Here is a 13,564-nt window from a genome sequence, read left to right on the forward strand (position 1 = left end):
GATCCGCCCGCCCCCTCCCTTCCCTCCCCGTCACACGGTGGGCAGCCAGCCCACCTTCCCGGCCAGCAGCCCGTACCCGACGAAGGCCACGATGTCGAGCAGCGCGTGCGCCGCGACCAGCGGCCCGACCCGCCCCCAGCGCCGGTAGAGCAGCACGAAGACCACGCCCATCACCATGTTGCCGATGAAGCCGCCGATCCCCTGGTAGAGGTGGTACGAGCCGCGCAGCACCGAACTCGCCACCAGGGCCGCCATCGGCGACCACCCCAACTGGCCGAGTCTGCGCAGCAGGTAGCCGACGACGACGACCTCCTCCAGGACGGAGTTCTGCACCGCCGAGAGGATAAGCACCGGGTACTTCCACCACACCTCGGGAAGCGACTCGGGTACCACCGTCAGGTTGAACCCGGAGGCCCGCGCCGCCAGGTAGAACGCGAGGCCCGCGCTCCCGATCCCCGCGGCGACGAGGGCTCCGCGCCCGAGGTCGGACCACGGGCGGGTCCGGTCGAAGCCGATGGCCCGCAGCCCCCGTGCCCCCGGCCCCTCCCGCATCAGCAGATGGGCGACGAGCACGACCGGGACGAGCGCGGTGGCGATGCCGAAGAGCTGCCAGGACAGGTCGAGCCAGGGCCGCCCGGGGGCGTACGAGCCGTTGAGCGTCGCGGCCTGCTCCTTCAGCGAGCCCGGCCTGGTCAGCGAGCCGATGAAGCTGATGAGCGCCGACACCCCGCTCGCCCCGAGCGACAGTGCGAGCACGATGAGCGTCTCGGAGCGCAGCACCCCGCGCGGCAGGCCGTCGGGGGGCGGGGAAGGGTCCCTCAGTCGTTGCTCCGACACCACACCTGTCTCCACTTCCCCTCGCGGGCTCATGCCGTTCCGGCGGCCCCGGCCGCCCGGGACCACCTTGACATGATCACCCATGGAGGGGGACGCGGAGGAGGTCAGTCGATCCCCACCGGCCAGGTGTGCACCGGCTCGCCCGCGAGCATCAGCGTCCGGTAGCGGCGGGTGGTCGCCGCGAGGGCCGCCTCCCGGTCGAGGCCCGACTCCACGGCCCGGTGGAAGGTGTCGGCCTGCCAGGAGGCGCCGTTCACCCGCCGCAGGCAGCGCTGCTCGATCACCCCCAGGTAGAAGTCCCGGTCGGCCGGCTCGATGTGCCAGGCGTCGAGCCCCGCCGCGGCCAGCGGCAGCAGCTCGTCGAGGACGAGCCGTACGGCCGGGAGGGTCGCGATGCCTCCGCCGCGCCCCGAGCGGGGCCAGCGCAGCTCCGCCTCGATGCCGTGGCGGCAGGCGGTGTCGAAGTTGGCCTCGGCGTCCTGGAAGGCCATCCGCTTCCACACCGGCCGGGGGTCGTCGGCGAGCGAGCGGACGAGCCCGTAGTAGAAGGCCGCGTTCGCGATCACGTCGGTGACGGTCGGTCCCGCCGGCAGCACCCGGTTCTCGACGCGCAGGTGCGGGACCCCGTCGACCCAGCCGTACACCGGCCTGTTCCAGCGGTAGACGGTGCCGTTGTGCAGGACCAGCTCCTGGAGGCGCGGCACCCCGCCCCGGTCCAGGACGAGCAGCGGGTCCTCCTCGTCGCAGAGCGGCAGCAGGGCGGGGAAGTAGCGGACGTTCTCCTCGAACAGGTCGTACACCGAGTCCACCCACCGCTCGCCGAACCAGGTGCGCGGCCGTACGCCCTGGGACTGCAGCTCGGGCGGGCGGGTGTCGGTGGCCTGCTGGAAGAGCGGCGGGCGGGACTCGCGCCACAGCTCGCGGCCGAAGACGAAGGGCGCGTTGGCGCCGAGGGCGATCTGGACGCCGGACACGGCCTGCGCCGCGTTCCACACGGCGGCGAACCGGGCCGGTGTCACCTGGAGGTGCAGCTGCACCGAGGTGCAGGCCGCCTCGGGCACGATCGACTCCGACGTGCACAGCAGGCGTTCGACGCCGTGGATGTCGAGGGTGAAGTCCTCGCCGCGGGCGGCGAGTATCTGATCGTTGAGGAGGGTGTAGCGGTCGTTGTCCGAGAGGTTCTCGGGGACCAGGTCGCGCTGGCTGAGCGTGGGAAGTATGCCGATCATGACGACGCCGGCGTCGAGTTCCGACGCCTTGCGGTCGGCATATCCGATGCCGGTCCCGATCTCCTCCGCGAGCCGGTCGAATACACGGCCGTCGAGCTGGTGGGGCGCGATGTTCACTTCGAGGTTGAACATTCCGAGTTCTGTCTGGAAATCGGGGCTGGCGATCTTTTCGAGAACCGGGCCGTTGAGCATCCTGGGCAGCCCGTCGGAGCCTGCGAGATTGAGTTCGATCTCCACTCCCATGAGATTGCGCGGCCGGTCGAACCTCTTCTCCGCCAGCAGTCGCGCCAGTCCCGCCAGACACTGCTGGAGCTTTCTCCGGTACTGCTGCCGGTCGGACGGGCCGAACCCGTCGGCCACGACCTTCTCCCCCATCGAAGCGTCCCTCCCAAGGTGGGCAGCCGCCGGGACGGCCGCGCGTCACGGACGATGATGCCCACCCCGCTGATCCACAACGCCTGCGGAACCGGCCTGTCGGAGGATAGGCTGGACGAAGCACTCCACCGGCACATCCCGAAGGCAAGGAACAAGCGACATATACCAATGTCGTATTGTCCCCGGAGCCGGGGTTGGAATTCAGCCGTCCACCTTCGCGAGGAATACGCAGGTGAGGGCGGTACGGTCCTTGCGATTCTGCTTCAACTCCCTGCGAATACGGCCTGATGACGCCTTGTCAGGAATATCCGCGAGGTCTAGCGGAAACACTGTGTGAACACGTGTCGTATAAACTCCGCGGACGAGGCAGAGTGTTGGCGCCCGGCCATGGCCCCATGGCCCCTCTCTGGCCCCGCCGCCGACAGCGCCGTCGTACCTGCCCACGCATCACCGTGTCTCCTGAGTGAGAGGCGACCCACCATGCTCCGACCCTCCCCGGCCCCTGCGCCGGCCCTCCGCAGTGTCCTCGCGGCCCTCGGCTCACCGACCGCCGTCCGCGAGCCGCGAACTCCCGCACTGCGGGCCGCACAGGGACCCCTGAGCCCCGAACACCCCCTGCCCGTGCACGTCCTCGACGTCACCGGAGCACCGGCGCTCACCCCCCGCACCCGGCTCTCCGGCTGGCGCTTCCTGATCCACAACGGGGACCGGGCGATCGCCGCCGCGGACACCATGCTCACCCCGGACGGCTGGACCTTCTCCCACTTCTTCGAGGGTCCGTACGTCTCCGCCACCGAGCGGGCCCTGCTCCAGGCCGAGGCCCTGCCCGTCACGTACCGGCCGAGGCTCCTGTCCGTACCGGAGCTCTACATGCTGACGCTCTGGCTCCAGGCCGGCTCCGAGGCGGACGGCACGACCGTCGCCCCGGCCGCGGCCGATCTGATGGTGCCCCTGGCCCCCGCACCCCCGGGGATCGCGGCCCACCGCCCGTACCAGGTCGCCGACCTCCTGCCCGTGCTCAGTACGCGACTCGCGCCGCCGCCCCTCCTGGGGTCGCCGGCGCCCGCCTGATCCGCCGCACGCGCGTCCCCGCCCCGTGACCCGACCGGGTCACGGGGCGCACTCGTGTCCGGGCCGCGCGCCCGAACGCGCCTCCCGAACGCCCCTCCCGTACGGACTAGCCCGCTCGGACCATTCCGAACCACCCGAAGAGACGGTGCAGTTGACCTGAACCGCCCCTGCGGGTGATGCGTCTTCCCAGGAAAGGACGAGCTGCCGCGAAATACCTGCGGAAGACCGTCCGTGGGGCAAGACTGGGACCGGAACCGAACCGACCGACGGGGGCGGCCATGAGCGCGCAGAGCCGCAGGACATCCACCACGACGCAGCGAAAGAACCCACCCATGTGCCAGCACCAGCCTGCCTGTCCGACCGCCGACTCCGCCGACCGGGAGGCGGCCCGACTCCTGGCACACCACCCGGAGCAGGGCTGGAGCCTGCTGTGCAACGGCGTCCTGCTCTTCGAGGACACCGGTGAGCTGCTGCCGGACGGGCAGATCATCGCCCCGCACCGGCCGCTGACGGCCGGACGGGTGACGACCGCCGCCTGACGGCGCGCGGCCGGACGCCGTACGAGGGAAACGCCGAGGGCCGGCCCGGAGGAGATCCTCCGAACCGGCCCTCGACGCGTGCTCAGTTGTCGTACTCGTCCAGCGGCGGGCAGGAGCAGACCAGGTTGCGGTCGCCGAAGGCACCGTCGATGCGGCGCACCGGCGGCCAGTACTTGTCGGCGGCCGAGACACCGGCCGGGAAGACCGCCTCGTCACGCGTGTACGCGTGGTTCCACTCGCCGCCCAGCGCGGCCGCGGTGTGCGGGGCGTTGTGCAGCGGGTTGTCGTCGGCGGGCCACTGGCCCGAGGCGACCTTCTCGATCTCGGCACGGATCGCGATCATGGTGTCGCAGAAGCGGTCGAGCTCGGTCAGGTCCTCGGACTCGGTCGGCTCGATCATCAGCGTGCCGGCCACCGGGAAGGACATCGTCGGCGCGTGGAAGCCGTAGTCGATGAGGCGCTTCGCGATGTCGTCGACGCTGACGCCGGTGGCCTTGGCCAGCGGACGGATGTCCACGATGCACTCGTGCGCGACCAGCCCGTTCGGGCCGGTGTAGAGCACCGGGAAGTGCGGCTCGAGGCGCTTGGCGATGTAGTTCGCCGCGAGGACGGCGACCTGGGTGGCGCGGGTGAGGCCCTCGCCGCCCATGAGGCGCACGTACGACCAGGAGATCGGCAGGATGCCGGCGGAGCCCCAGGGGGCGGCCGAGATCGGGCCGACGCCGGTCTCCGGGCCCGCGGTGGGCTGGAGCGGGTGGTTCGGCAGGTACGGGGCGAGGTGCGCGCGGACGCCGACCGGGCCGACGCCGGGGCCGCCGCCGCCGTGCGGGATGCAGAAGGTCTTGTGCAGGTTCAGGTGCGAGACGTCGCCGCCGAAGTGACCCGGCTTGGCCAGACCGACCAGCGCGTTGAGGTTGGCACCGTCGACGTACACCTGACCGCCGGCCTCGTGGACCTCGGCGCAGATGTCGGCGACGTGCTCCTCGAAGACACCGTGCGTGGACGGGTAGGTGATCATCAGCACGGACAGCTCGTCGCGGTACTGCTCGATCTTGGCGCGCAGGTCGACGACGTCGACCTCGCCGTCCTCCGCCGTCTTGACGACGACGACCTTCATGCCGGCCATCACCGCGGAGGCGGCGTTGGTGCCGTGCGCGGAAGACGGGATGAGACACACGGTGCGCTGGAGGTCGCCGTTGGCGCGGTGGTACGCGCGGACGGCGAGCAGACCCGCGAGCTCACCCTGCGAGCCGGCGTTCGGCTGGATCGACACCTTGTCGTAGCCGGTGACCTCGGCGAGGCGCTCCTCCAGCTCGGTGATGAGCGTGACGTAGCCCTGCGCCTGGTCGATCGGGGCGAACGGGTGGATCTGGCCGAACTCGGGCCAGGTCACCGGCTCCATCTCGGTGGTCGCGTTCAGCTTCATGGTGCAGGAGCCGAGCGGGATCATGCCGCGGTCGAGCGCGTAGTCGCGGTCCGCGAGCTTGCGCAGGTAGCGCAGCATCGAGGTCTCGGAGCGGTGGGCGTGGAAGACCGGGTGGGTCAGGTACGCGTCGGAGCGCAGCAGGGCGGCGGGAAGCGCGTCCTCGACGGCGGCGTCCAGGGCCTCGATGTCGCCCTCGACACCGAAGGCGCCCCAGACGGCGGCGAGCTGCTCACGCCCGGTGGTCTCGTCGCAGGAGACCGAGACGAGGTCGGCGTCGACGCGGTGGAGGTTGACCCCGGCCTCGCGGGCGGCGGCGACGACCTCGTCGGCCTTGCCGGGCACGCGGACGGTGAGGGTGTCGAAGTACGAGCCGTGCACGACGTCCACGCCGCCGGCGGTGAGACCCGCGGCGAGGATGGCCGCGTACCGGTGGGTCCGCTCGGCGATCTGCTTCAGGCCGTCCGGACCGTGGTAGACGGCGTACATGCCGGCCATGACGGCGAGCAGCACCTGGGCGGTGCAGATGTTGCTGGTGGCCTTCTCGCGGCGGATGTGCTGCTCGCGGGTCTGCAGGGCCAGGCGGTAGGCGCGGTTGCCGTCGGCGTCGACGGACACGCCCACGAGGCGGCCGGGCAGGGAGCGGGCGTGCTTGTCCTGGACGGCCATGTAGCCGGCGTGCGGACCGCCGAAGCCCATGGGGACGCCGAAGCGCTGCGTCGTGCCGACGGCGATGTCGGCGCCCAGCTCGCCGGGCGAGGTGAGCAGGGTGAGCGCGAGCAGGTCGGCGGCGACGGTGACGATCGCGCCGAGCTCGTGCGCGGCGTCGATCAGCGGCTTGATGTCGCGGACGGCGCCGGAGGCACCGGGGTACTGGAGCAGCACACCGAAGACGCCGCGCTCGGCGATCTCGGCGGGAATGCCGTCGCTCAGATCGGCGACGACGACCTCGACACCGGTCGGCTCGGCGCGGGTCTGGATGACGGCGACGGTCTGCGGCAGGGCGTCGGCGTCGATGAGGAAGACACCGTTCTTGACCTTCCCGACCCGCCGGGCGAGCGCCATGGCCTCGGCGGCGGCGGTGCCCTCGTCGAGGAGGGAGGCACCGGAGGTGGGCAGACCGGTGAGGTCGGCGACCATCGTCTGGAAGTTGAGGAGGGCCTCCAGGCGGCCCTGGGAGATCTCCGGCTGGTACGGCGTGTAGGCCGTGTACCAGGCGGGGTTCTCCATCACGTTCCGCAGGATGACCGGCGGGGTGAAGGTCCCGTAGTAGCCGAGACCGATCATCGGGGCGAGGACCTGGTTGCGGTCGGCGAGCGTGCGCAGCTCGGCGAGGACCTCGGCCTCGGTGCGCGCGGCCGGCAGGCCCAGCGCCTCGGCGTTCTTGATCACGTCCGGCACCGCGGCGGCGGTGAGCTCGTCGAGCGAGCCGTAACCGACCTGGGCGAGCATCTTGGCCCGGGCCTCGGCGTCGGGCCCGATGTGCCGCTGCTCGAACGGGATGCCCTGTTCGAGCTCGGAGAGCGGAGTGCGGTTGGCGGTCATGTACGGAGGCCTCCTGGTCGTCACGACCTGCGAGGGGCACCACGGCGCGGGTACCCGGACGGCCTCCCCCTCTGTCATCTCAACCTGAGAGTTTCACCGGCACGCCTCGCGGCACGCCGGCTTTCACCGTCGGTGAGAGCGCGATGCCGTCGGACATCCGCTCTGCTTTCCAGAGTGACCTCGTCCGCGCGGTACAGGGGCCTGAGAGATTCCGGGGAGGATTTGCTCCTTCGGCGCCCACCGGAAGGTTTCTCCGGGGGACTCTCCCGCACGGGGTCGACAGCCACAACCAGCCTACCAGCGAGGTTGCGGCTCCCATCGCTCAAGTGGCCGACATCCCAGTTGTGCACTTTCGTAGGGGTGTAGAGCAGTTGCGACCAGTTGGAGGGACCGTGCAGACCGATATCGATCCGCGCAGCCTGATCGGCCGCAAGGCGTTCGACCGGAGCGGGCACAAGATCGGAACCGTGGACGAGGTGTACCTGGACGACGCGACCGGCATCCCCGAATGGGCCGCGGTCCGCACCGGGCTGTTCAGCCGGGACGCCTTCGTCCCCCTGGAGCCGAGCGACCTGCTCGACGACGGCCTCCACATCCCGTACGAAAGGGCCCTGATCAAGGACGCCCCTGACTTCGGCGTGGGCCGCCATCTCTCACCCGAGCAGGAACTCCAGCTCTACCGCCACTACAGCCTGGCGCTCCCGCCCCCGCCCACGGACGCCCCGGACCAGGACTTCGGCCGCCTGGCGGGCCAGGACGGCGCCTGAGCACCCGGCCCCGAGGACGGACCCACTCGCGCGGCGGCGCGGGTGGGCACCGTCACGCCGCCTCCTCCCGCCGCACCAGCGGCAACGGCTCCGAGGGCTCGAGTTCCGGGTCGTCCACGGCGAACGTCCGCACGCGCCCCGGCCCGGACCACGGGTCCTCGAACCGCACCGTGACCCGCCCGACCCCGCTCCCCTGGACCCACCCGGCCCCGTACACGGCATGCCGTACGTCGTGCCCGGGCGACCACACCCGCTCGGCGGTCTCCGTCGCGGCGGAAGGCGCCTCCTGCACCTCGTCGGCCCCCGCGGGCGCGACGTCCTCCGCCGGCCGCTCCGAGGCCTCGGCCTGGGCGAACAGGTCCTCCTGCGTGTAGTCGGCGAGCCCGCTCACCCCCACCCCGAGGAGCCGCACGCCCCCCGTGGTGTCCACGGCCTCCAGGAGCCGCCCCGCGGCCTCCCGCACGACGCCCGGATCGTCCGTGGGCCCGCGCAGCGTCTCGGACCGGGTGAGCGTCGAGAAGTCGTAGCGCCGGACCTTCAGGACGATGGTCCGCCCGGAGTGCCCGGAGGCACGCAGCCGCCCCACGCACCGCTCCGCGAGCCGCTCGACCTCGATCCGGATCCGTACCCGGTCGTGCAGGTCCACGTCGAAGGTGTCCTCGACCGACACCGACTTCGCGTCCCGCTCGGCCACCACGGGCCGGTCGTCGTACCCCTGGGCCATCCGGTGCAGCGAGGCCCCGTGCGCCCGCCCCAGGAGCCGTACGAGCTCGTCCTCGCCCGCCTCCGAGAGATCGGAGACGGTGATGATCCCGGCGCGTCTCAGGTGCTCCCCCGTGGCCGGACCGACCCCGGGCAGGATCCGTACCGACCGGGGCCCGAGGAGCTCCCGCTCGGTGCCGGGCTCGATGAGGACGAGACCGTCCGGCTTGGCCTCCTCGGAGGCGATCTTCGCGATCATCTTGGACCCGGCGAGCCCGACGGAGCCGGTCAGACCGGTGGTCGCGAGGATGTCGACCCGCAGCCGCTCCCCCGAGGCCCGCGCGCTCGCGCTGTCGTCGGCGACGCCGCCGGCCTCCAGGTCGACGAACGCCTCGTCGAGGCTCAGGGGCTCCACGAGCGGGGAGAGCCGCCGGAGCAGTTCCATGACCTGGTCGCTGATCGAGCGGTAGAAGGCGAAGCGCGGCACGAGATAGGCCGCGTTCGGCGCGAGCCGCCGGGCCTGGCCCATCGGCATGGCCGAGTGGACCCCGAACCGACGGGCCTCGTAGGAGGCGGTGGCGACGACGCCCCGCGGCCCGAGACCGCCGACGACCACGGGCTTTCCGCGCAGGCTGGGCTTCGACGCCTGCTCGGCGGCGGCGAAGAAGGCATCCATGTCGAGATGCAGGATCGTGGGCGCGGCTCTCACACGTCCGATGCTGCCCTACGCCACTGACAACGCCCCGGCGGAACGCCCAGGAGCCCCCGCAGAACGCACCGGACGCCCAGGAGGACCCCGGCGGACGTACCGGGGGCCCAGGAGGACCCCGGCGGACGTACCGGGGGCCCAGGAGGACCCCGGCGAATGTAGCGGAGGCCCAGGAGGACCCTGCGGACGCACCGGGGGCTTCGGAAGCCCCCGAAAGGATCCGCCGGACGGAGAACCGCCCTCAGACCGCCTTGTCGCGCCGTCGCCGCGCCAGCTCGTCGCCCGGGTTGTGCCCGACGAGCGTCTCGCCGGTGTCGACCCGCTCCCCGTGGAGCTGCGACAGCGCGCCCTCGACGTCGCGCCACACCACCCCGACGGCGATACCGAAGACGCCCTGCCCGCCCTGGAGGAGGTCGACGACCTCGTCCGGCGAGGAGCACTCGTACACCGTGGCCCCGTCGCTCATGAGCGTCATCCGCTCCAGGTCCCGGAAGCCCCGGGCGCGCAGGTGCTGCACCGCGGCCCGAATGTTCTGGAGGGCCACCCCGGTGTCGAGGAAACGCTTGACGATCTTCAGCACGACGACGTCGCGGAAGCTGTACAGCCGCTGTGTCCCCGACCCGTACGCGGGCCGCACGCTCGGCTCCACGAGCCCGGTGCGTGCCCAGTAGTCCAGCTGGCGATAGGTGATCCCGGCGGCCGCGCAGGCCGTCGGCCCGCGGTAGCCGATCGCCGCGTCGGCGATGCCACCACCGGCACCGGTGTCCGTCCCGAAGTCGCCCACACTGCCGTGAAGCGGATACGGACCGCTCTCCCCGGACACGCGCCCGAGCGAGCTCCCTGCCGTACCGTCCGCGCTGCTCATCACGCCGACCCTCCGTCCTTGACCTGCCCACACGAAGGTAGGCAGTCACTCGGGGTGCGTCAACGATCGCCACACTCGGCACGCCGAGTGATAATCACCCTGAGAGTGGTTTCGCGTGTCTCTCTGCGGGGAAAGGCTACTCGAATGCTCTGACGGCACCCCGCGGACGGCCTCCGGCCGCGCCGCTCCGTCTCACTGGCTGTTGGTCCCGAAGTCCTCCGGTGAGATCTGGTCGAGGAACTCGCGGAACTTCTCCACCTCGTCCTCCTGCTCGTCCGGAATCGCGATGCCGGCGTCGTCCAGCACGCCGTCGCTGCCGAAGATCGGCGTCCCGGTCCGAAGGGCCAGGGCTATCGCGTCCGACGGCCGCGCGCTCACCTCGACGCCGCTGGCGAAGACCAGCTCGGCGTAGAAGACCCCGTCACGCAGATCCGTGATGCGGACCTCGGTGAGCTCCTGCCCCACGGCCTCCAGCACGTCCTTGAACAGGTCGTGCGTCAGCGGCCGCGGAGGGGCCATCCCCTGCTGGGCGAAGGCGATCGCGGTCGCCTCCCCCGGTCCGATCCAGATGGGGAGGTACCGATCGCCTCCCACTTCACGCAGGAGCACGATCGGCTGGTTGGAGGGCATTTCCACCCGGACACCCACAACGTCGAGCTCATTCACACAGCAACCCTAGGACGTGCCCGACCGGTTTGGATAGTCGGGCCCCCCGGCTCCCCCTGCCCGAGCACCCTCCAGGCCCCCTCCACGGGGCCCCGGCGTCACTGAAGCTTGACCCCGAGAGCGGTCTGGACGAGGGCCGCGTGCAACCGCACCGACTGCGCGGCGAGCTCCTGCGCGGTGGCCTCCGCATGGGCCCTGGTCTGCGGGTTACGGTGCCGGCGCAGCGGAGCGACCACCTGCTCGATCAGTCCCGCCTCACGGTCGGCGGCCGCTTTCACGGCCCGCAGGTGCCGGGGCTCCAGGCCGAATCTCCCCAGATCCGCGACGAGACGCGCGACCGTGACGGTCTCGGCGTCGAAGCCGCCACCCTCCGACTCCGCGATCAGACCGTACGACTCCCACTCGGCGAGCTCGGCCTCGGTCACGTCGGCGGCGGCGATCAGCTCGGCCCGACCGAGCCGGGCGACGGTCGGCGCATCCGCCTCGTCCTCGCCCCAGGCCCCCTCGACCAGGTCCCGCCGGCGCCCGGGCGCCGGGAGCTTGATCGGCTCGCCCCGCTCAAGGGCGTCGAGATGCTCTCGGATGACCTTCAGCGGAAGATAGTGGTCCCGCTGCATCCGCAGGATGCGGGCGAGCCGCTCCACGTCCTGCGGGCTGAACTTCCGGTATCCGGAGGCCGTACGCCGGGGCTCGACCAGCCCCTCGGCCTCCAGGAACCGGATCTTGGAGATCGTCACTTCGGGAAATTCGTCGCGCAGCTGGTTCAGCACCGTGCCGATGCTCACCAGCCGGTCGCCCGCTGTGGCGGTGCCGGATCCGGCACCGCCCGTCGGTGTTCGCAGCATGGACCTTCCCTGAAGGGGCTTCCCCGAGGCGTCACACGCCTCGCTGGCTCGAGTAGAAGACCAGCCGGTACTTGCCGATCTGCACCTCGTCGCCGTTGGACAGGACGACCGATTCGATCGGCTCGCGGTTGACGTACGTGCCGTTGAGGCTGCCGACGTCGGAAACGGTGAAGCTGCCGTCCTGCGCCCGCCGGAACTCGACATGCCGCCGGGAGACGGTGAAGTCGTCCAGGAAGATGTCGCTCTGCGGGTGACGGCCGGCCGTCGTCAGCTCACCGTCGAGCAGGAACCGGCTGCCCGAGTTCGGCCCCCGGCGCACCACGAGGAGCGCGGAGCCCGAAGGCAGTGCCTCCACCGCGGCGAGCGCCTCGGGCGACAGCGACGGAAGGGAGGTCTGGCCGGTGACCTCGGCGTCGTACGCCTCGAGCCCCGAGATGGAGATCGTCGACGTCGTCTCCGAAGCACGCTCGGGGGCGACTCCGCCCCGCAGCGGCGTGCCGCAGTGGGAGCAGAAACGGCTGTCGGCCGTGTTGCGATGACCGCACCTCGTGCACACCGGCATGGACGCATCCTCCTGCCGCGGCTGCCCCGCGGAGGTCTGTGTCGCGTACGGGTCGGGCGTAAACCCTCCACCCGTACTTGAGGTTGATGGTTCTCCGAAACCTATGCGGGCGGCCCCGGCGGGGTCAACAGAAGACGCGCCCTGTGTGCCCGGAATGTCACCGCCCCGGCCGTCGACCTCGTCACGGAAGAGCGGGCGCTCGCCGCCCTGCTCCTCGCTCTGGGCGTGGCGCGGCGCGGCGTGCCTGGCGTTGCCGCCGTCCTCGCGTGCGCTCTTGCCGAACAACTTCGCAAACAACTTCACGGGCGATTCCCCTTGACCGAAACAGACCCGCCCGTGGGGCAGGACGAACCGAAATCCTTCACACCTGCCGACCCGGACACCTTCACAACGTCCGTATCCCCCGGACAGTTTCCACCACGCACCACCGATGTGGTGCGCCGACCCCCCGCAACGTCTTGCCCTTGTCGCGGGACCCCCTTCGTCCCCCGCTCACTGGGACGACGACTGAGCGTAGTCAGGCCGCTTCGCGGGTCGCAAGGCGTCGACGACGATCTTCGCCGACCGCTCCACCGTGGCTGTGGCCTGCTCCTTCTCCAGGGTCTGCACGACACCGCCGGGGATGTTGAGCGCGGGCTCGAGATCCTCCGGCTTGCCGATGACCTTGAAGACGTACGGAGCGGCCACCTTCGTTCCATCGATCCGCATGTCATCACCGCTACCGGTGAAATAACTGTCCGCCACCACCCGGACACCGTTGACCTGGATCGCCTCGGCGCCCGCCGCGCGCAGCTCCTGGATGGCGTCGAGCAGCATGTCGGACTCGACCGCCCCGGTCGGATCGCCGACGGTGAGGGTGATGCCCGGCCCCTCGGCGGCGACGCTGCCGGCCAGGATCCCGAGCTGCCGCTCCTTCTCCTGGGTCTGCTTGCGCGCCTCCTCGGCCTGGTCCGAGCTGGACTCCAGCTCGGTGCGCTGCTTCTCCAGCCGGGCCTTCTCGTCCTCCAGGCGCTGCGTGCGGTCGTCGAGTTCGTCGAGGATCCGGACGAGGTCCTCCTGACGGGCCCCGCGGAGCGCGCTGTTCTCGCTCGTCGAGGAGACCTGGATGGCCAGGCCCAGACCGAGGACGAACAGCAGCAGCGCGACGACGAGTTGGGCCCGGGTCACCCGCGGCGGCCACAGGGCGGAGAAGAGCCTCCGCCGCCCACTCGGCTCCGCACCGGCCGGCTGCCCGGCAGCGACGGGCGCCTCGGGCACCCGGACCTCCTCGGCCGGCGTCTCGGGCCTCACGACCTCGGGCCTCGCCGCCTCGGGCGTCTCGCGCTCCTCGGAACCGGGCTTCCCGGCCTCGGACGGCTTGGGCCGCCCGGAGTCCTCGCGGTTCTCGGGGTTTTCGCGGTTCTCGGGGTTTTCGGGGGTCTCGCTCATC

12 protein-coding genes and 1 riboswitch are annotated in these 13,564 nt (G+C 71.2%); of the genes, 3 read left to right on the top strand and 9 right to left on the bottom strand.

What is annotated here, in order from left to right; all coding sequences use genetic code 11:
• Positions 1-30: 30 nt before the first annotated feature.
• The gene (locus ACN9MM_RS06925; protein ID WP_426362820.1) at positions 31-870 is read right to left on the bottom strand and encodes a CPBP family intramembrane glutamic endopeptidase; all 840 of its coding nucleotides are present in this window, start codon (positions 868-870) and stop codon (positions 31-33) included.
• 71 nt (positions 871-941) lie between these two features.
• The gene (locus tag ACN9MM_RS06930) at positions 942-2,441 is read right to left on the bottom strand and encodes a glutamate--cysteine ligase (RefSeq protein ID WP_426362821.1); all 1,500 of its coding nucleotides are present in this window, start codon (positions 2,439-2,441) and stop codon (positions 942-944) included.
• A gap of 480 nt (positions 2,442-2,921) precedes the next feature.
• On the opposite strand from ACN9MM_RS06930, the gene ACN9MM_RS06935 reads away from it, so the two are divergent.
• Entirely contained in the window at positions 2,922-3,512 is a 591-nt protein-coding gene (locus ACN9MM_RS06935) for a hypothetical protein (protein WP_426362822.1), read from the top strand.
• A 332-nt stretch (positions 3,513-3,844) separates the two neighbouring features.
• Positions 3,845-4,051 (top strand): DUF5999 family protein, encoded by a 207-nt coding sequence (locus ACN9MM_RS06940; protein WP_361406387.1) that lies wholly within the window; start codon positions 3,845-3,847, stop codon positions 4,049-4,051.
• Between the two features lie 82 nt (positions 4,052-4,133).
• Here ACN9MM_RS06940 and gcvP read toward each other — a convergent pair whose 3' ends face one another.
• Positions 4,134-7,019, bottom strand: coding sequence for an aminomethyl-transferring glycine dehydrogenase (gene gcvP / locus ACN9MM_RS06945; protein WP_426362823.1), 2,886 nt, complete (start codon positions 7,017-7,019; stop codon positions 4,134-4,136).
• Between the two features lie 179 nt (positions 7,020-7,198).
• Positions 7,199-7,298: riboswitch (glycine riboswitch) on the bottom strand.
• A gap of 113 nt (positions 7,299-7,411) precedes the next feature.
• Between gcvP and ACN9MM_RS06950 the strand changes: the two genes are divergently transcribed.
• Entirely contained in the window at positions 7,412-7,786 is a 375-nt protein-coding gene (locus ACN9MM_RS06950) for a PRC-barrel domain-containing protein (RefSeq protein ID WP_382872951.1), read from the top strand.
• Between the two features lie 52 nt (positions 7,787-7,838).
• On the opposite strand, the gene ACN9MM_RS06955 is transcribed toward ACN9MM_RS06950, so the two are convergent.
• The 6 genes from ACN9MM_RS06955 to ACN9MM_RS06980 form a co-directional block, all read right to left on the bottom strand.
• Positions 7,839-9,197 (bottom strand): DNA polymerase IV, encoded by a 1,359-nt coding sequence (locus ACN9MM_RS06955; RefSeq protein WP_426362824.1) that lies wholly within the window; start codon positions 9,195-9,197, stop codon positions 7,839-7,841.
• Positions 9,198-9,438: 241 nt separating this feature from the next.
• Positions 9,439-10,062: a MerR family transcriptional regulator gene (locus ACN9MM_RS06960; protein WP_382872945.1), complete on the bottom strand. Its 624-nt coding sequence runs from the start codon at positions 10,060-10,062 to the stop codon at positions 9,439-9,441.
• A 192-nt stretch (positions 10,063-10,254) separates the two neighbouring features.
• Complete coding sequence (locus ACN9MM_RS06965) at positions 10,255-10,728, bottom strand: bifunctional nuclease family protein (protein WP_017238433.1); 474 nt, start codon at positions 10,726-10,728, stop codon at positions 10,255-10,257.
• Positions 10,729-10,826: 98 nt separating this feature from the next.
• Entirely contained in the window at positions 10,827-11,573 is a 747-nt protein-coding gene (locus ACN9MM_RS06970) for a MerR family transcriptional regulator (protein ID WP_426362825.1), read from the bottom strand.
• 31 nt (positions 11,574-11,604) lie between these two features.
• Positions 11,605-12,567: an FHA domain-containing protein gene (locus tag ACN9MM_RS06975; RefSeq protein WP_426368691.1), complete on the bottom strand. Its 963-nt coding sequence runs from the start codon at positions 12,565-12,567 to the stop codon at positions 11,605-11,607.
• A gap of 60 nt (positions 12,568-12,627) precedes the next feature.
• Entirely contained in the window at positions 12,628-13,563 is a 936-nt protein-coding gene (locus ACN9MM_RS06980; protein ID WP_426362826.1) for a DUF881 domain-containing protein, read from the bottom strand.
• Between the last annotated feature and the right edge of the window lies 1 nt (position 13,564).

The organism is Streptomyces sp. E-08 (genome assembly GCF_049913095.1).
Classification (GTDB): domain Bacteria; phylum Actinomycetota; class Actinomycetes; order Streptomycetales; family Streptomycetaceae; genus Streptomyces.

What these genes read in the sequence shown, in the direction of transcription:
- ACN9MM_RS06925 (WP_426362820.1), bottom strand. Translation starts at nt 870, where the DNA reads ATGAGCCCGCGAGGGGAAGTGGAGACAGGTGTGGTGTCGGAGCAACGA.
- ACN9MM_RS06930 (WP_426362821.1), bottom strand. Translation starts at nt 2,441, where the DNA reads ATGGGGGAGAAGGTCGTGGCCGACGGGTTCGGCCCGTCCGACCGGCAG.
- ACN9MM_RS06935 (WP_426362822.1), top strand. Translation starts at nt 2,922, where the DNA reads ATGCTCCGACCCTCCCCGGCCCCTGCGCCGGCCCTCCGCAGTGTCCTC.
- ACN9MM_RS06940 (WP_361406387.1), top strand. Translation starts at nt 3,845, where the DNA reads ATGTGCCAGCACCAGCCTGCCTGTCCGACCGCCGACTCCGCCGACCGG.
- gcvP (WP_426362823.1), bottom strand. Translation starts at nt 7,019, where the DNA reads ATGACCGCCAACCGCACTCCGCTCTCCGAGCTCGAACAGGGCATCCCG.
- ACN9MM_RS06960 (WP_382872945.1), bottom strand. Translation starts at nt 10,062, where the DNA reads ATGAGCAGCGCGGACGGTACGGCAGGGAGCTCGCTCGGGCGCGTGTCC.
- ACN9MM_RS06970 (WP_426362825.1), bottom strand. Translation starts at nt 11,573, where the DNA reads ATGCTGCGAACACCGACGGGCGGTGCCGGATCCGGCACCGCCACAGCG.
- ACN9MM_RS06980 (WP_426362826.1), bottom strand. Translation starts at nt 13,563, where the DNA reads ATGAGCGAGACCCCCGAAAACCCCGAGAACCGCGAAAACCCCGAGAAC.